This window comes from Dietzia timorensis (assembly GCF_001659785.1).
GTDB lineage: Bacteria > Actinomycetota > Actinomycetes > Mycobacteriales > Mycobacteriaceae > Dietzia > Dietzia timorensis.
In genome coordinates this window covers 2,804,934-2,824,980 of record NZ_CP015961.1, presented here as the reverse complement: position 1 = coordinate 2,824,980, position 20,047 = coordinate 2,804,934, and the positions used below count along the sequence as shown (strand labels likewise).

Sequence of the window (20,047 nt, the reverse complement as noted above, 5' to 3'; positions counted from 1 at the left end):
TGTCGGTTACCCCGCGAGCTTCTTGTTGAGGGTCCGGCGGAGGATCTGCCGCGGGGCGGTCTTCGCATCTCCGCCGTCAGAGGTGCGGCCCTTCCTGCGCGGCATCGCGAACGGCACGCGCGTGAGGAAACGGCCGAGTCCTCGCAGCGGCCACACGACCTGCGCATGGTCGACCTCGACGTGGGCGTGGCGGCCCTCGAGCACGAGTGTCATGACCCCGTTGCCGAACCAGATCCCGTCCGATACGCGCCACGAGACCGGCGGCTCGACCACGCCGCGCCCGCGCGCGAGCAGCCGCATCACCGCGATGATCGGCCGTAGCCGCGCGATCTGGTTGACCACGCGGATCGGCCGGTGCAGCGGATTGCGGTACGGCGACATCACAAGCTGATGCACCTGCGTCCGCGAATCGGCGACGCTCGGATCCGTGAGCTCCACCTCCTCCAGATAGGAGCAGTGCACGTCGCCGCCCAACACGAGAATGGATGACGGCGTGCGGCGGCCTTCTCCTCGGGCGAGCTCGGTGAGCAGCTCGACGAAATTATCGAAGGACTTCCGGAACGCCGCCCAGTGCTCGAGATCCACGGTGCGGCGCATCCACTCGGCGAACTTGGACTGCTGCGGGTGCTTGTCGAGGAGCTCGACCGTCGCCTCGTTCCAGCCCTCGATGTGGTGCAGCGCCGGCACCATGAACGCCGGCAGCGAGGAGCCGAACAGGAGATGGTCGACGTCGGCGTCGAGGCTCATCTTGCGGACCCAATCCCACTCGCTGTGGTCCATGACGAGGCGGTCGCCCTGGTGCAGGTGGCGCGAGGCGCGCACGTCGAGCATGAGCACCCGGACGCGACCGAAATCGCGGTGGTAGCTCCACGTCGAGGTGGCGGGGTCGGCGTCGGCCTCGACCGAGAAATCGGTGAGCAGGGTTTCGCGTTCCTCCGGGGAGGTGCGGGTGCGCAACTGCTGATAGGTGGGTTCGTCAGCGAGCTCGTCGGGGGAGAGGTTGCCTAGGTGCTGGTAGACGAAGTAGCTGGAGAACGCGCCGGCGACACGGTCTTCCCACCAGGGCTGCGCGGTCATCTCCGCGCGCCAGAAGCGGGAGGAGTTCCAGTCGTCGCGCAGGTCGTGGTCGTCGAGGATCATGCAGCTCGGGACCGTGGACAGCAGCCAGCGCACGTCCGGATCCGACCAGGATTCGTGGTAGAGCCACGAGTATTCCTCGAAGTCGCAGATCTCCTGGGAGACGTCGCGGTCGCCGCCCGCGCCCCTCGATTCTCTGACGGCCTTCGGGCCCTGGCCGGCCTCGCGGCGCTTTTCGAGGCGAGTGGCGATGTCCTCGCTGGGGATGTCCGCGTAGATCTGGTCGCCGAGCAGCAGCATCGCGTCCGGCCACAGCGAGTGCGGAGTATCGGACATCTGGTTGGCGAGCGCGACAAGGGCGTCCGCGCCGATCTTGCGCAGCATCTGCGGGGACTGCTTCTCGCCGCGGCGGCACGAACCGAACGACAGCCGCACGGCAGTGTTCTCGCCGAGCGTGCGGATGACGCTTTCGCGACCGCCGGGCTCGGGCCATACCTGCGCGCCGTCGATATCGAGCTGGTAGGGGAGCGTCTCGCCCTGGGGCAGGCCTTCGAGCTGGACGAGCGCGAAGTGGTGGCCGAAGACCTCCCACGTGCGCTCGCTGAATTCCTTGCCGTCCACGCGCACCGTGGCGGAGCACGGCTCGGAGGTCTCGACCCACACCGTCGCGCGGGTCTCGTCGACGTAGCGCAGCATGGGGCCGAGGAGCAGGGCAGGAGTTGCGGACTTTGCAGGATGCATGGCGGCCATTGTTCCCGTTGCGACTGTGTGGCGGATGAGAACTGCCCGGAATCAGGTGGGGGACTTGGAATTGCGCGGGGGACGGGAAATGGTCGGCGACTGCTTTCCCGCGTCATAGAGGCCCTGTCTCAAGCGGCTTTCGCCGTCGCGAGCGTCGCTTCGGCCACGCGGAAGTAACGACTCGGGCGACAATGCTGATGAACTGTTGACGCCGTTAATTAAGTGCAGCAAAGTTTTGTGCGACGGTGACGCACGTCATATCCCCTGTGGAAGGACATCCCCATGCGATCCTCAACCCTGACCCGCGGACTGGCGCTCGTCGGCGCCGGCGCACTCCTCCTTACGGTGCCGGCCACGGCCGCCGCCCAAGACAGTGGATCCATCGACCCCGCATCGCTCGGGCCCGCGGAATTCCCGGCCGTCATGTCCATGAACACCGTGGGCGGCTCGCTCGCGCTGGCGGGCTCGTCCGACCTCGCGACGCAGGTCGCGGGAGGTAATTGCGTCGCCATCGACCCCGCCCTCGGCTCGCTCGCGGCGAATTCGCTGCAAATCACGATGGGGTCGAAGGAAGGTGAGCCGGGGGTCGCGGCCACCGAATTCCTCGGCGGTATCGTCAGCGGAACTGTGGGCACGCTGCACTGGACCAACGAGACCACTGGCGCTTCGGGCGCGGTGGACTTCGGTCCCCTCATTGCGGACGCGGCTTACGCGTATCACGACATCCCCACTGGCGCCGGCCATGTGACATGGCACGCCGACGCCCGCCAGGAAGCCGTGCCGTTCTCCGTCTCCGTGCCGCTATCTGCGGTTGGCATCTTCGGCGAAGGTCCGGTCATCACCACCCCGGTATCGACCTGCACCGGCGCGGCGGACATCGCCTAGCGGCTTGAAGCGCTTCGGCGTCCGACGTCATCCATTGGTGTCTTTGAGCGCGTATGTGGAAATGACGTTGCCCGCCGGAGTTCCGGTGGTGCGAAGGAGCTGGAGGCGGGTGATCGGCGTCTCGGCATCGAAGAGCTTCTTGCCGTGGCCTGCGATGACGGGGTGCGTGGTGAGCGTGAGCTCGTCGATGAGGCCGGCGAGGAAGAGTGAGCGCACGGCCTCGACGCCGGAGACGACGATGTCGCCGGAGGTGGATTCCTTGAGGTCGCGGATGTAAGTTTCCACGTCGCCGTCGATGACGGTGCTGTTCCAGTCGAGATCGCCCGAGTGCTGGCTGGAAAGGACGTGCTTGCGGACGGGGTTGACCCACTCGCCGAAGGGGCCGCCTGCCTGCGGCCAGAATTCCGACCACTCCTGCCAGAGCGTGCGGCCGATGACCATCTCGGTGGCGTTAGAGACGAGCTCGCTCATCGTCGCGCTTTCTTCGGGGCCGAACGCGTCGAACTGCCACTGGTCGGGGCTCTCCACGACGCCGTCGAGGGAGTAGAAGAGACCGGCAATGATTTTCGTGGACATGGTGTGCGCCTTTCTTGGTGTGCGAAATGCTTTCACCAATACAGACGGAGCGGGCGCGCGGAAATGATCGGTGGGGGCGAAGATTTTTTCGCGCGTGGGTGTGCCTTTGGTTCTAGGCCGGGTGTTCGTCCAGCTTCGGCGGCAGGCCGAAGTCGTGGAAGTGCTCGGGGCCGATGAACTGGGTGATCATCGAGATTCTGTCGTCGGCGACGTCGAGCACGTGGATTGCGAAAGGGGCCCACTGGCCCGGGCCCGCCGAGTGATAGACGGCGACCGCCGGCTGGCCGTTCGCGGTCGTGATGATCGTTCGGGCATTGCGGCACACCTGGCCCGGCCCGCGCCACCACTGCTCGATGGAGTCGCGGCCGCGGAGCCATAGTTCGAACGGCGGCATGCTGAATCGAGCATCCTCTGCGAGCAGCTCCACGAGGCGCGATATGTCGAAGGCTTCGAAGGCGGATACGTACTCGCGGAGTAAGGCATCTGCGGCGTCATCCAACGTGGTGCTTGTTCCGGCGGGGTCGTGCTCCGCCATGGTGAGGCGGGCGCGGGAAAGCGCGGAGTTGATGGATGCGACGCTGTCGTCGAGGAGTTCCGCGCATTCTTTCGCCGACCACGCGAGGACGTCGCGGAGGATGAGGACCGCGCGCTGGCGGGGCGGCAGGTGCTGGAGCGTGGCGATAAAGGCGAGGCGGACCGAGTCCCGCTGGAGGGTGAGTTCGGAGGGGTCGCCGGCGTGGCCGAGGCGGGCGTCGGGGATAGGGCCGATCCACGTGCGCTCGGGACGGGTGGTGAGTGGGTCCTGCGTGGTGGGGACATTGCCGGAGTCGACGAGGTCCATGGGGAGGGAGCGGCGCTGCGGGGCGCGCTGCATGTCGATGCACACGTTGGTGGCGATCGAATAGAGCCACTTGCGCAGGGACGAGCGCTTTTCGAGGTCCTTTTCGCGCGTCCATGCGCGGAGCATCGTTTCCTGGACGGCGTCCTCTGCGTCGGTGAGGCTGCCGAAGAATCGGTAGCAGTGGACCGTGAGTTCGCGGCGGTAGGTTTCTGTTTCGAGCGTGTGGGTGGCCATCGCGGCGCCGCTCCTTCCTCCCCGTGGATTCGTGTGGCGCGATCGGGTGAAAAACGTTGACACCGTTAATCGATTGTTGCAGAGTCTAACCAGAGGCGGATGGGCTCTCGTATCACTTCAAAGGAATTGCCATGCAACCTTCCACCATTGCCCGCGGCGCCGCAGCCTTTTCGGCTTGCGCCTTGATGGTCACTATCCCCGCGACTGCCTCCGCGCAGCCGACCGGATCCATCGACCCGAACTCGCTCGAAGGTGCCGTGAACTCCGCGGAGATGTTCCCCGGCTCCGTTGCCGCGCTGGCCGGGGGCGGCCTCGCCTCCGCCGGCTCCGGAGACCTCGGTTCCGCCGTCGCGGGCGGGCAGTGTGTCGGGCTCGACCCGTCTCTCGGTTCGGTCGCCACGAGCGTCGACGTGCAGGTTGTCACCAAGGAGGGCGAATCCGGCGTCGCGGACGTGTCGATTGAGGGCGGATCGTGGTTTACCAACACCTCGGGAACGTTCCACTGGACGAACACGACCACGGACGAGACAGGCGAGGTGCCGTTCGGGCCGTTCGGTGGCGATGCCCCGTTCGCGTACTTCGACGTGCCCACCGGTGTCGGCACGGTGACGTGGCGGGTCGAGGGAAGCGCCGAGGGGTTCCCGCTGTCGGTGTTGTTCCCGCTGATCATCGTCGGCAGCGTCAATCCTGTGCCCATGAGCGCGGCGCCGTACTCGACGTGCGAGGGCCAGGCGGAGATCGCCTGATCGGCCAAACTCGGCGAAAGGGCCGGCGACTACGCCGGCGACTCTCGTGTTTTGGCGCACTCAACGCAATGCGCGCGGAAGGGGCGGGCCATCAGCTGCCCCTCTGGAATCGGCTCGCCGCACGACGAGCAGAACCCGTACGCGCCCTCGGCTAGTCGAGCGGAGGCCTCGTCGATCTCGCGGAGTTGTCTTTTGGACGACTCCAACAGCCCCGTGAGCATTGACCATTGCGACGACAGCGAGTCTCCCTCGGGATCGTGTTCGTCGTCGTCAGACTCGTTTTGGCGCTTGCGAATGAGTGCGTCGAGAGAGTCGCGGAGCTCATCGGCCCTCGACTGGGCATAGGCGCGCTCGTCGGCTAGAAGTTGTCGCCAGTTGGGGTCGCTGCTGGTCATGCGCCAATCGCCTTGCCTCGGTGGAAGCCGCCATCTATTTGATTCGAGAAGCCCAGGGGTGCTCGGTTCTATGAAGTCGAGCCTAATCGAATTCTCACTATGCAGTTCCCGCGAGCGGCTTCGCCCGAGCGAATGCGTGTCTTGGGGCGGGAGGGCTCTCGCGCGCGTGCGGCACCTTGCCTGCGACGTCATAGGTGGACGTGATGGAGGCGGGGGATGAAGGCGTGGACGACACGCTTTTCCACTAAAAAGGGGTGGCTAGCGACGGAGTCATAAAATAAATGAAACATTACGCCATGCAGCTCGACGGCGGCGAAGGTTAGGCAATCGCGAAGAAAGATGTGGCTTCACCTGCGTGGTCCGCGCTGTAGAACGGCGATTACTCAGGCTTACTAAACACATTCTGTTACTCGTGGGCAGGATGTGGCTTTGGTGAAAGGCTTACAGAAAGGTGTGTAACAAAAAAGAAAAGCACACAGATAGTCTTAATGTCGGATAGAGGCGCGGTACAGTCGGCGCCCACCGAAAAATTCGCATGAAGCCATTTCGACAGGGGAGAAGTGGCGAGCAACGTCATGCACAACAGGGGGAAAATTGAAATATCAGATCCGTAACCGGCGCACAACTGCGCTATGCGCAACCGCAGTCCTTTCGGCGAGCGCGATGGTCGCGCTGGTGCCGGCGGCGGTGCCAGCGAACTACGCCGCGACCGCAAACGCGCAGCAGGCGAACATCTCGCAGGACATCTACAAGCAGAACACGTTTGCCAGCGCACCCGTGACCGCGCAGGGCAATCTCTCGGATCCGGCGACCTGCCAGATCAAATGGAACCTGCAGGCCGTGTACTCTCGGCAGCTTTCGACGGTTTCGGATAAGCCGGCGTCCAATTCGGGCTGGATCCAAAATGTGATGTCCGGTGGGCCTGCTCTCGGGGCCGGGCACGCTTCGCTGCAGCACTTCACCCTCGGGCAGGCTTTGGTGAGGTGGCGCGTCCCGATCTCGATCGACGATCAGATCGCGAATGGCAAGCTTGTTTTCCACCTGGACGACGAAGACTACGACCAGGCGGCCATCCAGAACCTATCGGCAGCGCAGGTCGAGCAGAGCAATGGGTGGGAGACCGCCCCGACGGCAACGGCCCCGGGCCGGACCTGGGCGGAACGCTTCGGTGGGGCCCCGGCGGGATACACCCCGATCCAGCGCACCCTGCCGGTGACCGTCGACGCGGCTGCCAAGACTCTTACCGTCGACATCGGCTCGATGCCCGCAAAGTCCACAGCGATGATCGCGTTCTCACTACCCACTGCGGGTGGGGTGCTTCCGGATGCGGCCAGCAACAACACCGCCTACGGCATGCGCGCGGAGCTCAACGGCTCGTCGATCGCGTCGTGCCAGAATCCAGGATATGAGCCGGGCGAAGCGGTCGCCGGCCATCCCGCCACGCTTCCGCAGACCGGCGACACTGATCTGCCCGCAGGCACCCGCTTCGCTCTGCCCTCGGATTACTCCGCTCCCGCCGGTTGGCAGGTGGACGTCGACGCGATCACGGGTGCCGTGACCACGACCCCGCCCGCAGAAGCCGTGCCAGGCGATTCGATTGAGGTTCCGGTCGTCGTGACGTACCCGGACGCAACTACGGATACTGTGACCGCAACCGTCACGGTTTCCGAGGATTTGGAGAATGACGACGGAGGTAGTGGAAGCCTGGGCAGCGACTCGCTCGGCTCTCTCGGCTCGGACTCTCTGGGCAGCGGTTCTCTAGGCGGAGGTTCGCTCGGAGACGGCTCGGCCGGCGATGGCTCCTCGGACGCCGGATCGCTATCGAACCTCGGTGCGGGTTCGCTTGGCTCGCTTGCACTCGGACTTGGTTCGCTCGGCCTGATTCCAGGACTCTTCACCGGTTCCGTCGGAAATGGCTCGAGCAGCAATGGTTCGAGTGTTCCCGGCTCGACGGGCAACGGCTCGGAAGGGAACGGGTCGACCGGCAACGGATCGACCGGCAACGGATCGCCCGGCAACGGCTCGACGGGCACTGGTTCGGACACCCCGGGGTCAACGGAAACGGGGTCTCTCGACAATCTAGGTCTTGGGTCTCTGAGCTCGCTTGGACTCGGACTCGGCTCGCTGGGGCAGCTCCCCGACATGCTCGCCGGGTCGCTCGGTAACGGTTCGAGCGGCACGGGTTCGCTTCCAGGCGGATCTGCATCGGCTGCAGGTAGCCACGTCAGCGTGGGATCGTCGACCAACAGTGCGGTGTCGTCGACGGCGGGACCGTCGAGCGCGTTGGCTCTCGGTCTCGGTTCGCTGGCGCTTGGCGGACTCGCATTCGGCGGCCTCGTACACGCGTTGAATAGCGGCGTGATCACGCTGCCGGCAGGGGTTTCGGTACCTCCGCAGCTCGCGTGGATGTTCCCCTTTCTGGCCAACGACAACGGCGAATAGCGCCACGGGTAGCTGCGTCCCCTTCGGATCGAAGCCTATCGCGGTGACCATTGGGGATCAGCAGGTCCGACGTCATAAGTGAATAAAGAAGAGCGCCCGCAGCGAGGGCGCGGGTTCACATGATCGTCGCAACACTCTCAGATGAGAGGTTGCGGCGATCATGTCGTTTCAGGAGGACTGTGTTCAGTTCGGTGACCAGTTAGCGCGGCTGGTTGATGCCGGGGTTCCGGTGAAGGAAGCCGCTGTGGTGGTGGGTGTGCCACGGCAGCGGTGTTATGCGATTTTGCGGGCGATCGGTCGGCCGGTGGGGCGCCTGCGTGGAGCGGGCAAGCCGGCCGACTCGAGGCAGATCGTGGAGGTGTTCGATCGCACCGGGTCGATCAACAAGGCAGCGATCGAGTGCGGTGTGGCGTTCTGCGTGGCTCGTCGAATTTTGGTCGCTGCTGGTCTGGTTGACGCTGCCCCGCGGGCGTTCGGTAAGCCGGAGGCCAAGAAACGGTTCCTCGAGTTGATGGATCAGGGTTGGACCGCAGCGCGCGCGGCCCGCGAGGTGGGAGTCAACGAGCGCACCGGCCGGGACTGGCGTCAGGGAATCCGTCGTACCCGCAACACGCGGATCTATCCGGACGGTCGGGTCGTGGATTATCGATCCGGCACGGTCTACAAACAAACCGTGACTAGTGCGACCTGCGTAGACGCCGCAGCATCTCCGGTGATCAGTACCCGTTACCTATCTCTCGATGACCGGATTGCGATCGCCGATGGGCTGGTGGTCAAGGATTCGATGCGCACGATCGCTGCCCGGATCGGCAAGAATGTCTCCAGCATCTCCCGCGAGGTACGCGAGCACAGCATCGCTGGCCGGTATCTGCCGCATCAGGCGCATCGCGATGCGGCGGCGGCGCGGGTGCGGCCGAAGCGGTCCAAACTGGTGGTGAACAAAGTCCTGCGGGCAGCGGTCGAGGAAGGCTTGTCGAGAAAACTTTCGCCGGAGCAGATCTCGCACCGTCTGCGGCGGGATCATCCCGACGACGAAAGCATGCGGGTGAGCCACGAAACGATCTATCAAGCGCTGTATTTCCAAGCCCGCGGCGGTCTGAAGAAGGAAGTGCAGCACGCACTCCGGACTGGGCGGACCAAGCGTAAGCCGCAGCGGAAAGAAGGTGAGCGGTATCAGCGGTTCGTCGACCCGATGGTAATGATCAGCGACCGTCCCGCCGAAGTGGACGACCGCGCTGTTCCCGGGCATTGGGAAGGGGATCTGATCACCGGTGAGCAGAACAAATCCGTGATCGGGACTCTCGTCGAGCGTGCCACCCGCTACACGATGTTGCTGCACCTGCCCGACGGGCACGACGCCGAACAGGTCCGCGACGCGCTCATCACCGCGATCGGTGATCTGCCCGCGCACCTACGCGGATCGCTGACCTGGGATCAAGGTGCCGAACTCGCCCGACACAAGCAGATCACGGTCGCCACCGACATGCAGGTCTACTTCTGCGACCCTGCCAGCCCCTGGCAGCGCGGAAGCAACGAGAACACCAACGGCCTGCTGCGGCAGTACTTCCCCAAGGGCACCGACCTGAGCGTTCACAGTCCTACCGATCTCGAGCACGTCGCCCAGGAACTCAACGGCCGTCCACGCAAAACGCTCGACTGGGATACCCCAGCCGAGCGTCTGCGTGATCTAATCACCACCAACTAACAGCAGTGTTGCGTCGACCACTAGAAACCGCCGGGAGGAACTCGCTGCGGGCGTTTGTTTGTGTGATGGGCGGGGTTAGGACTGGTCCGGTTCGAGGGAGAGTCCGAATTCCACGCCTTGTGTGTCCGTGCAGAGGGCGAATGCACCCGAGGGGATCGTGACGGGGTTGTCGGCGGTGCCACCGAGTTCGCGAACTCGGGCGACGGCGGCATCGATATCCGGGACAGCGAAGTAGATCCGCGGGTGCTTGGATGCCTCGTTGTGTGGGGAACCGCCGAGCGGGGTGGGGCCGTCGATCATCGAGTAGCCCGGGAGGTTGCCTTCGCGGAAGTTCCAGCCGAAGAGCGAGCCCCAGAATTTCTCGGTGGCCTCGATGTCGGTGCTCGGGACTTCGAAGTATGTGACGTTGCCAGTCAATGCCCTGTCCTCTCGTTGATGTCAATGGACTGACATCGACGGTATGTCACAATGCTGACATGGGTCAAGAGTCTGTGGGAGATCTGGAGTTTTCGCTCGGGTACGTGGTCAAACAGGTGCACTCTGCGTTGCGGGGCGCGATGGAAGATGGGCTAAGGCCTATGGGGCTGACGGTTCCGCAGTACGCGTGCCTCGAATTGCTTAGCCAGAATCCGGGGCTGTCGAACTCGGAACTGGCGCGACGAGCCTTTGTATCGCGGCAATCTATGAACCTCGTGTTGCGGAGACTGGAGGAACGCCGGTTGTTGGAGCGGCCGGACATGGCTCCTTCGGGGCGTGCGTTGCCGAGCGTGCTTACAGAGCAGGGACAGGAATTGGTTCGCGAGGCGGGGGTGGTCGTGCGCGAGGCCGAAAGGGCTTTGTTCGCACCGCTGTCGGTCGAGGCTCAGGGGCAGATTCGCGCGGACCTGGCGGCATGTATCGTGCAGGCGAGGGCGGGCGACCTGGCGGATGAGTAGGTCCGACGTCATAAATTAAGACAATGCAGCGCCCGCAGCGAGTAAGTATCTCGTTGCGGGCGCTTGCCATGTCGGGGCCGCGATGGCGGCTGGCTGTGGCCGGGCTAGACCTTGATGCCGAAGGGGACGTCGATGCCGGTCATGTCGTTGGCGACGGGGTTCCACACGTAGACGGTGTAGTCGAAGGTCGCGGCCGCGTTCGGTTCTCCCTCCGGCGGGGCATGCCACTCGCCGACGGACACGTGGAACTGGGACGACGAACCGAGGACGCGGCGTGCGCTCTTGTCGCCGGTCTGCGTTCCGGTGAGATCACAGTGGTGGTAGAGCAGGACCTTCGTCGGCGACGAGCCGGTACCGCCCTCGGTCTCAAGGAACAGGTAGCCGACATTGGAGCCGAGGTCGTTGTGCTCGCCGACCGTCCAGCCGACTTCGGGCCGGTCGGGGAAGGGGCCGGGCGTATCTGCGGCGACCTGTGCGGGATCGATATCGCAGGGGACCGGGCCGCCGAGCGAACCGGTGATATCGCCGAAGGGATCCTCGACGGACTGCGCGCCGGCCGCGGGGGCGAGTGCGATCGTGGACATGAGCGCCGCCGCGGAAACGGCGGTTGCTGCGCGAACCTTGCTGACTGTGCTGGACATGTGAGCTCCTCGGAGTCAGGGCCGAGCGGAGTGCCCGGCGCGCTCATAGGGTTATCGTCCCTCGCTTCGCGTTGCGCTACGCAAGAACGGGTCACGGTTCGGCGGCGCCTTGGTAACGGGGTTTGTTGCTTGGGTGCCGGGTTGGGATGTGGTGGCCCTGTGGCTACCGTGCTTCGTGTCCCTGCCTCGCTGCGCGGCGAGGCGAGCCGACCGTGCCGACAACCGCAGTGATCGCGTCCCGCAGTGGCGGCTGTCTTGGCAAGGCGCCGGACGATGTGGGCCAACTGGCGCGTGCATTTTCTTTCGCATTCTGTAGTCAGTGTCTACAAGATTCGATGAGAAATGTTTTGGCAATTTCGAGCGCCCGCGTGCTTCGCCGGATGGCCTCTGCGAAACGGGCGCGGCATCACGGGTGCGAAGTCTGGCCGGGGCCGAAAGCGACGGCCGCGGCAAGGAGGTCCGCGGCGAGCCCGCGCGGACGGCGTCGCGGATTCCATACCGCTCGCAGCGTGCGAGGGAACGCCACCCCGGAGACGGGGACGCGCACGAGCCGCCGGTCGGCGAGGTCCCGCTGCACGGCCAACGAGGACAACACCGCCGGAGCGTCGGCCGCGAACACGGCCTCGCGGACCGCCGCAGTGGACCCGAATTCCATGAGCGGCGGAACGGCGGTGATACCGAGCGCCGCGAGCGCCGACTCGAAGGTCGTCCGGGTTCCGGAGCCATGCTCGCGCATGACCAGCGGCGTCATCCCCAAAGCCTCCGCCGACACAGGCGGAGGCTCGCCGCTCTCCGTAGGCGAGGCCGCCGGGGAACGCCCACGTGAGGCCCACGCGTGCTCGGGCGGGACGACCACGACGAGCTCGTCTCGGGCGACATCCAACGAGGACACCGTGTGCGGGATCGATGGGCCCTCGACGAAGCCGAGGTCGACGCGATCGGACTGCACGGCGTCGAGCACCTGCTCGGAGTTGCCGGGGATCGCGGAGATCTTCGCCTGGGGGTTCTGACGTCGGACCGTCGCCGCCCACTTCGGGAACAGCCACTCCGACACTGTGTTCGAGACCGCGACGGACGCGCTGGCCAGGGGATCGCCGCGCAGGTCGGCCGCACCCGCGTCGAGCGCCGCGGCGGCCCGCAGCACCTCGTCGGCCCACGTGAGGATGCTGCGGCCGGAATCGGTGGGCGCGACGCCGGACGGGCTCCGCACGAACACCACGACGCCGAGCAGCCTCTCGGCCGTGCGCACCCTCGCCGACACGGCCTGCTGGCTGAGACCGAGGAGATTCGCGGCCGCGCCCATGGACCCGCAGCGCGCCGTCGTCACCAAGGAATCGAGGACGTCGAGATCCGGCACGCGCGCAGAGAGGGGCATGCGTATCTCCTATGTCAAGCGGCTTGCGAGGCGCAAGTCGTTGGGGTGGGGTTCAGTGGGATCGGGGTGTTGGTGAGGGTTTCGGCGTGGACTCGGGTGAGGGTGCGTCAGATGCGGCGAGCGATCTGGTTCTTAAGGCAGCGCAGGGCTTCCATGACGGTCTTGCCCTTTGCTCGGAGGCGTTCGTAGTACTCTTTGCCGGGTCCTTCGAGGCGGGTCTGGGTGATCGCTATGCGGTGGATCGCGCAGTTCAGCTGCCGGTTCCCGCCCCTGTTCAACCGGACTCTGCCTTCTGTCTTGCCCGACCAGACCGGGATCGGTGCGCAGCCGGCGAACATCGCGAACTTCGACTCCGTGGCGAATCGCTCGATCCCGGCGGTCTCGGCGATGATCTTCGCGGCCGACAGCTCCGCGCATCCGGGGATCTCCAGCAGTACCGGCTCCTGCTTTCGCACCATAGCCCGCAGGCGCGCATCGAGCTCGCCGATTAAGGAGCAGAGCCGTTCGAGGTCGGTCAGATTCATGCCCGCGATCTCCGCGACGATCCCCGCACCGGCCTCGATCACCTCCCGCACCCGCTCCTGGGCAGGACGATGGGTTAGTGCGCGTGGAGCGGGGTCGACCTCGGGATCGAGCTCGTGCAGGTGCCACCGTAGACGGTTGATCACCCGCGTCCGCTCTGCGACCAGATCCTCCCGACGGTCCAGCACGAGCTTGATCTCCCGCGCCTGCTCATCGGTGAACGCGGCTGGCAGATCCTCCTCCCTGGCCATCGCCCGCGCGACGGCGAGAGCGTCGATCGGGTCGGACTTCCCACGCGTGCGTGCTGTGGCGCGTTGTCGGGCCATCAGCTTCGCCGGCACCCTGACCACCGGCTCGCCGTGGGCGAGGAGATCACGCTCGAGGAGGCTGGTGAGGTGACGGCAGTCCTCCAGCCCCCACCGGCGGTCCTGTTCGATGAAACTCTTCCGGGCCCACCGGTAGGCCTTCTCATGACCGCTATGGGTCGCGCGGACAGTGATCTGCCCGATCTGCTTGCCCGCCGCGTCGACGGCGACGAAGGTGTGTGAATTCTTGTGGACGTCAGCGCCGATCAGGACCACCATGGTCTCTGCCTCCCTTGTATTCGAGTGGGGGTCGAACGGTCGGGCCGGTCGGCGGACAAAGCTCAGTGGGGCAGCTGCACGCTCCTATCAAGTCACGCCGGCCGGTCCATCCCACCCGGCGACGGCAATACGCATGCAAGCCAGCCCGAAGTCGAGCGGCAGCGAGTGTAAGAGCCAGTCACCGGATGGAAAGGATCCAACCACCGCGACATCCGCGGCACCACCAAGTCTCACACTGAGCGAGTGTAGCGTGGAGGCCACAATCGGTGTTTGTGACCGCTCCACGGTGCACGGCCTACCGAGAGCGCCGAGCCTCACGTTGACTGAAAGCATGATCTTGGCACAGTTCACCCCTCGCGCCGGCGCCCCGGGCGCGAATCGGCCACTGCGGGTTCCGCTCCCGCCAGCCGGGCCGGCGTGGTTCCCGACCGTTATGGGGACCGGCATCCTCAGCACGCTCATCGGGTTGTTGTGGGGCGATTCCCGGGCGGGGCTCGCGGTGTCCTCGGTGTTGCTGGTGGCGGCGTGGGTGCTGATGATCGGGCTCGCCTGCGGGTTTGCCAAGGCGTGCGCGCGCGATCGATCCGTGCTGGCCGGCGCCGTGCGGGAAGCCTCCCAGCGGCCGGCGTGGGGGACGGTGTCGATGGGCGTTATGTCGGCGGGGTCTGCGGCGAGCACCGTGCTTCCGTTGTGGTCCGAGGCGCTTTCGGGCGTCGCGCTCGGGACCGACGCGGTGTTGTGGACGGCCGGGACGGTCCTCGGTCTCGCCGTCGCCGCGGACTTCGCCAGGGGGACGGGAAGGCTGGGGAACCCGACGCCGGTGTGGGGGCTCACGGTCGTTGCGCCGATGGTCTCGGCCACGGCCGGCTGCGCCTTCGTCCCGCACCTCGGCTCCGCGGCCGCCAAGGTGGCGTTGCTCGGCGTGGTCGCCGTCTGCTTTGCTACCGCGCTCGTGCTCGGCGCGATGGTGTTCGCCGCCGCGTACCACCACCATTGGCGGCGCGAATCGCTGCCGCTCGCGTTGCGCCCGTCGCTGTGGATCCCCCTCGGCGTCGTCGGGCAATCGACCGCGGCCATCCAACTTATCGCTTCGAACGTCGCCGATCTGCTGCCCGCATCCGCGCGCCCCGGCGTGCTGCACGCCGCGCACCTCTACGGGATCGTCGTCCTCGCCGGAATCGGAACGGCGGTCTCCGCCTACGCCGCGGCGATGACGATTTCCGGATTCGCTCGCCGCATGCCGTTCGGCGCCGGCTGGTGGTCGCTCACCTTCCCCGTGGGCACGTGCGCGCTCGGCGCGTTCTACCTCGGCCGAGTGCACGGAGAGGTGGGATGGCTCCATGCCTCCGGCGTCATTACCGGGGTGTTGGCATGCACGTGGACCCTGTGCGCCGTGGCAAGCCTGACGGCGGTCGCGCTCGAACGCCACGCCTGAGGGTGGGCGCGGCGATTGCCACGTACTTCTCGGTGAAACGTGCAGTGCGCCAACCGGAGTCGCCGGAATCTCGGCAGGGGGTAGGCGGGGCCGAAATCTTTGCAGAAAGTAAGAAGCCGGGGTAGGTCTGGAGGAGGACCACCAACGGCGCGCGCTCCGGTCGTTGTCGAGTGGCTGGAGTGTGTGCAGCTACTTGAGAAGGAGGTTTGGCGTGTCGACGGTTGTCGCAGACGACTATCCGACTCGTGTCCCCAACGAACCGAGGATTTTCCGGCGGCCCGACCCCGTGGTGTGGGGCGACGCCGAACGACGAAACGGCGACGTTGCCGCCTACGCGCGCGACGGATACGTCCAGCGCGAACGCGCGATTTCGGTTGCCCGCGTACGGGAGTGCCTCTCCGAGATCGAACGCATCGGCGCCGACCCGGCCATGGCCGACGACCCGCGCGTGATCCGCGAGGATGGGACACAGGCGGTGCGCTCGATTTTCGACGTCCACCTGCTATCCGAGGCCGTATGGGCCGCAGTCGAGGAGAGCGGCGCGATCGAGCTCGCGCAGGAAATCCTGGGCTCCGACGTCACGGTGCACCAGAGCCGGCTGAACTACAAGCCCGGATTCGCCGGGGGAGCGTTCTATTGGCACTCCGATTTCGAGACGTGGCACGCCGAGGACGGGATGCCGCGCCCGCGCGCGTGCAGCGCCTCGATCGCGCTGACGCCGAACCGTGAATACAACGGGCCACTGATGATCATGCCCGGAACGCAGCGGTTCTTCGTGCAGACGGCCGGCCAGACGCCGGACGACTTCTACAACGAATCGCTGGTGACGACCGGGCCGACGGTGGGTTCACCGTCAGAGGAGGCGATCGCGGAGCTCGGTGAGTCGCACGGCATCGACCTGATCACCGGCCCCGAGGGCTCGATGACAATGTTCGACTGCAACGCGCTGCACGCCTCCGGCGGGAACATCACGCCCACACCGCGCTCGAATATCTTTGTCGTGTTCAACAGCGTGGAGAACGGATTGACCGAGCCGTTCGCGGGAACCGCGCCGCGGCCGGAATATCTGGCGCGGCGGTAGGGATTCTGCCGCTGCGCGATAACGCCCGGAACCATTCCGGCGGACGCATTGGGCGCCCCGCGCCTTGGATAACACTGGAAACGAAAAGGCCGGACCCGTGCGGGTCTGGCCTTTTCGCGGCGTCGTGTCGTCGTGTTCCGGGGCGCTAGAACCAGCTCGTGAGGATCGAGGAGCCGTTCTGCACCGAGCCGATGAATGCATCCACCGGGTTATCGGGCATGTCGGTCGACCAGGCGATCGTCTCCGACAGATTGAAGACGGCGGTCAGAGAGTCGGACGGGCTGAGGCTTTGGGCGGCAATCGAGTCCATGGAGGAACCTTCCCTTATGTGTTGCTCTGTAAAACATAACTCAGATGACGGCACATCGATATGGGCAAGGTCCGTCGGGCTGCTTTAAGGCATTGGCATCCTCGCGGTTAGGAGGCAGCGCGATGCGATTTCCGGGCGTTCCGCCTTGGACGTGTTCTTTAGATTTGGCCGTATCTAAAGGCGGAATTCCATGGCAATTGTGGACTGTTCACGCCGACAAGAGGTGCTCGCGTAGACCACGAAACATCGCCGAAATAATTCCGACACTCGGATTTAAGAATAAGGTGGCGGCGAGCGGGCGGGTTCTCGCGGTATCGGCGGGAAAGTGCGAGTTAAAGCGGTGTTGCATCATGCTTGAGTGACGTCGGTCGCATTGTGGATTGCGGCTGGAAATCTTCGCAGGAATGGCGATTGTAAAAGCGGCGTGAAGAGTTCCAATTAGTCTGGAATATTCATGCAATGGCGACATAGAATTCGGTTCCAGAAAGACCGAATTAGTGACGAAAGGGCCGCCGCCATGTCGAGTAGTTCCGCCGCACAAAGCCACCCGAAGCACGTCGTCGTCATCGGCTTCGGGATGGTCGCGCACCGCACGGTGATGGAGATTCTCGCCCGCGAACCGAAGACTCGGATCACCGTCATCGCCGAGGAGGCCGGCCACGCCTACGACCGCGTCGCCCTGTCGAGCTACGTCGGAAGCTGGGACCGCGGCATGCTCGAGCTGGACACGCTGCCATCGGCAGTCGAGGTCCACAACGCACGTGCCACCGGCATCGACCGCGACACCAAGCTCGTCACATGTAGTGACGGACGCGAGGTCGCCTACGACCACCTCGTCCTCGCCACGGGGTCGGCGCCTTTTGTGCCGCCGGTTCCCGGCCACGATCTCGACGGCGTCTTTGTCTACCGCACGCTCGACGATCTAGACGCTCTCCGCGAGCGCATCGACTCCGCAAAAGCCGCGGGCCGCATGCCCGTCGGCGCTGTCATCGGCGGCGGCCTCCTCGGGCTCGAGGCCGCGAACGCTCTGCGGCTGCTCGGCGCTGAGACCCACGTCGTCGAGATGGCGCCGCGTCTCATGCCCATCCAGGTGGATGCGGCCGGCGGCGCGGTGCTCGCGCAGAAGGTCGAGGCGCTCGGCGTGGCCGTGCATGCGGGACGTGCGACGTCATCCATTGCCGAAAACCCGGCTGATCCGAACACGCTGACCATGACGCTCGGTTCCGACGAGGGCGACGAAGAACTTGCTGTCGACCTCGTCGTCTTCTCTGCCGGCATTCGGCCGCGCGACGAACTCGCGGAGCCCGCGGGCCTCGAGCGCGGACCGCGCGGCGGGTTCGGAGTAGACCGCCATTGTCTGACGTCGGACCCCGCGATTTCCGCGGTCGGCGAGGCCGCCGCCGTCGATGGGACCTGTTACGGGCTGGTCGCGCCGGGCTACCAGACCGCGCAGATCGTCGCCGACCGCCTGACCGGGCGCGACGCGCGGACCTTCGTCGATCCGGACATGTCGACCAAGCTCAAGCTGCTAGGCATCGATGTGGCGAGCTTCGGCGACGCGCACGGCGTGGCCGAGGGCGCGAGCGAGCTGCACGTCAATGATCCGGTGGCGGGGGAGTACAAAAAACTGGTGCTCGCGGCAGACGGGAAGACGCTGCTCGGTGGGATTCTCGTCGGCGATGCGGCGCAGTACTCGGTGTTGCGTTCGCTCGTGGGCGAGCCGCTACCGGGTTCGCCGATGGCGCTCATCGCGCCGGCGGCGGGGGAGGCGCCGGCGATCGGAGTTGGCTCGCTGCCTGCGGATGCGCAGATCTGCTCGTGCAATGCGGTGTCGAAAGGGGATATTTGCTCGGCGATCGCGGACGGTTCGCACTCGGTGGGCGATATCAAGACGTGCACCCGCGCAGGCGCCTCGTGTGGTTCGTGCGTGGGGCTCATCAAGCAGCTGCTCGACGCCGAGGGGATCGAGCAGTCGACGGCGGTGTGCGAGCACTTCGCACAGTCGCGGGCTGAGCTGTTCCAGATCGCGTCGTCGACCGGAATCTCTGACTTCTCTACATTTATCGAGCGCTTCGGTCAGGGACGCGGGTGCGAGGTGTGCAAGCCGACGCTCGCGTCGATCTTCGCGACGCTCAACAGTGCGGACCACGTGCTCGACGATGGCCGCGCAGCGCTGCAGGATTCCAACGACCGCTTCCTCGCCAACATCCAGCGCAACGGCTCCTACTCGGTCGTGCCGCGGATGCCGGCGGGGCAGGTGAGCGCCGAGCAGCTCATCGTGTGCGGCGAGATCGCCAAGGATTTCGACCTGTATGTGAAGGTGACGGGCGCGCAGCGGATCGACATGTTCGGCGCTCGCGTGGACCAGCTGCCCGAGATCTGGCGGCGCCTCGTCGACGCCGGAATGGAATCGGGGCAGGCGTATGGGAAGTCGCTGCGCGCGGTGAAGAGCTGCGTGGGGACAGACTGGTGCCGCTATGGTCAGCAGGATTCGGTGAAGATGGCCGTCGATCTCGAGCTGCGCTACCGCGGCTTGCGGAGCCCACACAAGCTGAAGATGGGCGTGTCCGGGTGCGCCCGCGAATGCGCCGAGGCGCGCGGCAAGGACGTCGGGGTTATTGCGACCGAGAACGGCTGGAACCTCTACGTCGGTGGAAATGGCGGAGCGACGCCGCGGCACGCGCAACTTCTGGCGAAGGACCTGGACGACGTCACTCTGATTCGTTTTATCGACCGGTTCCTGGGGTTTTACGTGCGCACGGCGGACAGGCTACAGCGGACGGCGGCGTGGATGGAGAGCCTCGAAGGCGGGCTCGACCACATTCGCGAGGTCGTGTGCGAGGACTCGCTCGGGATTGCGGAGGATCTCGAGGAGTTCGTCGGGCGGCACGTCGATGGGTACACGGATGAGTGGTCGCGGGTGCTTGAGGACCCGGAGAAGTTGTCGCGGTTCGTGTCGTTCGTCAACGCGCCGGAGTCGCCGGATCCGACGATCCAGTTCGAGAAGCGCGACGGGCGGAAGGTGCCGCTGCCCGCGCCGTCGATGCCTGCGGTGCCCGTGGGTGCCCGATAGGGCTGAGGCGGCCGCTGCGGCGCCAGGTGCCGCGCTCCATTGATTTGTGATCCACTACTTCTATAGGAGACCGACATGACCGTTATCGAAACAACTGGACTTCGCGCCGGCGCGGAGGTCGCCGTGTGCACGGCGGACGCGCTCGAGGCGAATCTCGGCGAGTGCGTGCTGCTGCCCGATGGGCGGCAGGTCGCGCTGTTCAAGGTGTTCGACCCGAAGATGGACATCGAGCGGGTGTATGCGGTGTCGAACATCGACCCGTACATGAATGCGGCGGTGATGAGCCGAGGGATCGTCGGCGAGCACGATGGTGTGCCGACGGTTGCCTCGCCTCTGCTCAAGCAGGTGTTCCGGCTCGACGATGGTCGCTCGCTCGACGACGACAGCCTCGGTCTGGAGGTGTTCCGCGCCGAGATTCGCGACGGCGAGGTCATTATCGCGTACTGAAA

Annotated in this window: 18 protein-coding genes; 9 read left to right on the top strand and 9 right to left on the bottom strand. The window is 65.6% G+C overall.

Annotated features, from left to right (window positions below):
- Positions 1-6 precede the first annotated feature (6 nt).
- Positions 7-1,818, bottom strand: a complete 1,812-nt coding sequence (locus tag BJL86_RS13105; RefSeq protein WP_067472432.1) for an alkaline phosphatase D family protein — start codon at positions 1,816-1,818, stop codon at positions 7-9.
- Between the two features lie 282 nt (positions 1,819-2,100).
- Here BJL86_RS13105 and BJL86_RS13100 point away from each other — a divergent pair, with 282 nt between their 5' ends.
- Entirely contained in the window at positions 2,101-2,703 is a 603-nt protein-coding gene (locus BJL86_RS13100) for a hypothetical protein (RefSeq protein ID WP_067472394.1), read from the top strand.
- A 27-nt stretch (positions 2,704-2,730) separates the two neighbouring features.
- On the opposite strand, the gene BJL86_RS13095 is transcribed toward BJL86_RS13100, so the two are convergent.
- Entirely contained in the window at positions 2,731-3,279 is a 549-nt protein-coding gene (locus BJL86_RS13095) for a dihydrofolate reductase family protein (protein ID WP_067472397.1), read from the bottom strand.
- A 112-nt stretch (positions 3,280-3,391) separates the two neighbouring features.
- On the bottom strand, positions 3,392-4,354 hold the full coding sequence (locus BJL86_RS13090; RefSeq protein ID WP_067472400.1) for a sigma-70 family RNA polymerase sigma factor: 963 nt from the start codon (positions 4,352-4,354) through the stop codon (positions 3,392-3,394).
- A gap of 131 nt (positions 4,355-4,485) precedes the next feature.
- Between BJL86_RS13090 and BJL86_RS13085 the strand changes: the two genes are divergently transcribed.
- The gene (locus tag BJL86_RS13085; RefSeq protein WP_067472403.1) at positions 4,486-5,100 is read left to right on the top strand and encodes a hypothetical protein; all 615 of its coding nucleotides are present in this window, start codon (positions 4,486-4,488) and stop codon (positions 5,098-5,100) included.
- 29 nt (positions 5,101-5,129) lie between these two features.
- Here the strand turns inward: BJL86_RS13085 and BJL86_RS13080 are convergent, their stop codons facing one another.
- Positions 5,130-5,495: a TraR/DksA family transcriptional regulator gene (locus BJL86_RS13080; RefSeq protein WP_067472406.1), complete on the bottom strand. Its 366-nt coding sequence runs from the start codon at positions 5,493-5,495 to the stop codon at positions 5,130-5,132.
- A gap of 594 nt (positions 5,496-6,089) precedes the next feature.
- On the opposite strand from BJL86_RS13080, the gene BJL86_RS13075 reads away from it, so the two are divergent.
- On the top strand, positions 6,090-7,937 hold the full coding sequence (locus BJL86_RS13075) for a YPDG domain-containing protein (protein ID WP_156515229.1): 1,848 nt from the start codon (positions 6,090-6,092) through the stop codon (positions 7,935-7,937).
- A gap of 511 nt (positions 7,938-8,448) precedes the next feature.
- Positions 8,449-9,642: an IS30 family transposase gene (locus BJL86_RS13070; protein ID WP_198034346.1), complete on the top strand. Its 1,194-nt coding sequence runs from the start codon at positions 8,449-8,451 to the stop codon at positions 9,640-9,642.
- Positions 9,643-9,717: 75 nt separating this feature from the next.
- Here BJL86_RS13070 and BJL86_RS13065 read toward each other — a convergent pair whose 3' ends face one another.
- Positions 9,718-10,059, bottom strand: a complete 342-nt coding sequence (locus BJL86_RS13065; protein ID WP_067478763.1) for a VOC family protein — start codon at positions 10,057-10,059, stop codon at positions 9,718-9,720.
- A 59-nt stretch (positions 10,060-10,118) separates the two neighbouring features.
- On the opposite strand from BJL86_RS13065, the gene BJL86_RS13060 reads away from it, so the two are divergent.
- Positions 10,119-10,577: a MarR family winged helix-turn-helix transcriptional regulator gene (locus BJL86_RS13060; RefSeq protein ID WP_067478766.1), complete on the top strand. Its 459-nt coding sequence runs from the start codon at positions 10,119-10,121 to the stop codon at positions 10,575-10,577.
- 104 nt (positions 10,578-10,681) lie between these two features.
- Here BJL86_RS13060 and BJL86_RS13055 read toward each other — a convergent pair whose 3' ends face one another.
- The 3 genes from BJL86_RS13055 to BJL86_RS13045 form a co-directional block, all read right to left on the bottom strand.
- Positions 10,682-11,218, bottom strand: coding sequence for a hypothetical protein (locus BJL86_RS13055; protein WP_067478769.1), 537 nt, complete (start codon positions 11,216-11,218; stop codon positions 10,682-10,684).
- A 406-nt stretch (positions 11,219-11,624) separates the two neighbouring features.
- Complete coding sequence (locus tag BJL86_RS13050) at positions 11,625-12,593, bottom strand: LysR family transcriptional regulator (RefSeq protein WP_075845011.1); 969 nt, start codon at positions 12,591-12,593, stop codon at positions 11,625-11,627.
- A 107-nt stretch (positions 12,594-12,700) separates the two neighbouring features.
- The gene (locus BJL86_RS13045; RefSeq protein ID WP_075844888.1) at positions 12,701-13,699 is read right to left on the bottom strand and encodes an IS110 family RNA-guided transposase; all 999 of its coding nucleotides are present in this window, start codon (positions 13,697-13,699) and stop codon (positions 12,701-12,703) included.
- 331 nt (positions 13,700-14,030) lie between these two features.
- Between BJL86_RS13045 and BJL86_RS13040 the strand changes: the two genes are divergently transcribed.
- Both BJL86_RS13040 and BJL86_RS13035 read left to right on the top strand, forming a co-directional pair.
- A complete protein-coding gene (locus BJL86_RS13040) occupies positions 14,031-15,134 on the top strand; it encodes a TDT family transporter (protein ID WP_067475643.1) in 1,104 nt (367 codons plus the stop codon).
- Between the two features lie 211 nt (positions 15,135-15,345).
- Positions 15,346-16,215 carry a phytanoyl-CoA dioxygenase family protein gene (locus BJL86_RS13035; RefSeq protein WP_067475640.1) on the top strand — a complete coding sequence of 290 codons (870 nt, stop codon included), beginning with the start codon at positions 15,346-15,348 and terminating at the stop codon, positions 16,213-16,215.
- A 145-nt stretch (positions 16,216-16,360) separates the two neighbouring features.
- On the opposite strand, the gene BJL86_RS17180 is transcribed toward BJL86_RS13035, so the two are convergent.
- Positions 16,361-16,525, bottom strand: a complete 165-nt coding sequence (locus tag BJL86_RS17180) for a hypothetical protein (protein WP_156515350.1) — start codon at positions 16,523-16,525, stop codon at positions 16,361-16,363.
- A 517-nt stretch (positions 16,526-17,042) separates the two neighbouring features.
- On the opposite strand from BJL86_RS17180, the gene nirB reads away from it, so the two are divergent.
- Together nirB and nirD are read left to right on the top strand one after the other, a co-directional pair.
- Positions 17,043-19,598, top strand: coding sequence for a nitrite reductase large subunit NirB (gene nirB, locus BJL86_RS13030; RefSeq protein WP_067475637.1), 2,556 nt, complete (start codon positions 17,043-17,045; stop codon positions 19,596-19,598).
- 75 nt (positions 19,599-19,673) lie between these two features.
- Entirely contained in the window at positions 19,674-20,045 is a 372-nt protein-coding gene (gene nirD / locus BJL86_RS13025; protein ID WP_067475634.1) for a nitrite reductase small subunit NirD, read from the top strand.
- Positions 20,046-20,047 lie beyond the last annotated feature (2 nt).

What these genes read in the sequence shown, in the direction of transcription:
- BJL86_RS13105 (WP_067472432.1), bottom strand. Translation starts at nt 1,818, where the DNA reads ATGCATCCTGCAAAGTCCGCAACTCCTGCCCTGCTCCTCGGCCCCATG.
- BJL86_RS13100 (WP_067472394.1), top strand. Translation starts at nt 2,101, where the DNA reads ATGCGATCCTCAACCCTGACCCGCGGACTGGCGCTCGTCGGCGCCGGC.
- BJL86_RS13095 (WP_067472397.1), bottom strand. Translation starts at nt 3,279, where the DNA reads ATGTCCACGAAAATCATTGCCGGTCTCTTCTACTCCCTCGACGGCGTC.
- BJL86_RS13090 (WP_067472400.1), bottom strand. Translation starts at nt 4,354, where the DNA reads ATGGCCACCCACACGCTCGAAACAGAAACCTACCGCCGCGAACTCACG.
- BJL86_RS13085 (WP_067472403.1), top strand. Translation starts at nt 4,486, where the DNA reads ATGCAACCTTCCACCATTGCCCGCGGCGCCGCAGCCTTTTCGGCTTGC.
- BJL86_RS13080 (WP_067472406.1), bottom strand. Translation starts at nt 5,495, where the DNA reads ATGACCAGCAGCGACCCCAACTGGCGACAACTTCTAGCCGACGAGCGC.
- BJL86_RS13070 (WP_198034346.1), top strand. Translation starts at nt 8,449, where the DNA reads ATGGATCAGGGTTGGACCGCAGCGCGCGCGGCCCGCGAGGTGGGAGTC.
- BJL86_RS13060 (WP_067478766.1), top strand. Translation starts at nt 10,119, where the DNA reads ATGGGTCAAGAGTCTGTGGGAGATCTGGAGTTTTCGCTCGGGTACGTG.
- BJL86_RS13055 (WP_067478769.1), bottom strand. Translation starts at nt 11,218, where the DNA reads ATGTCCAGCACAGTCAGCAAGGTTCGCGCAGCAACCGCCGTTTCCGCG.
- BJL86_RS13050 (WP_075845011.1), bottom strand. Translation starts at nt 12,593, where the DNA reads ATGCCCCTCTCTGCGCGCGTGCCGGATCTCGACGTCCTCGATTCCTTG.
- BJL86_RS13045 (WP_075844888.1), bottom strand. Translation starts at nt 13,699, where the DNA reads ATGGTGGTCCTGATCGGCGCTGACGTCCACAAGAATTCACACACCTTC.
- BJL86_RS13040 (WP_067475643.1), top strand. Translation starts at nt 14,031, where the DNA reads ATGATCTTGGCACAGTTCACCCCTCGCGCCGGCGCCCCGGGCGCGAAT.
- BJL86_RS17180 (WP_156515350.1), bottom strand. Translation starts at nt 16,525, where the DNA reads ATGGACTCGATTGCCGCCCAAAGCCTCAGCCCGTCCGACTCTCTGACC.
- nirB (WP_067475637.1), top strand. Translation starts at nt 17,043, where the DNA reads ATGTCGAGTAGTTCCGCCGCACAAAGCCACCCGAAGCACGTCGTCGTC.
- nirD (WP_067475634.1), top strand. Translation starts at nt 19,674, where the DNA reads ATGACCGTTATCGAAACAACTGGACTTCGCGCCGGCGCGGAGGTCGCC.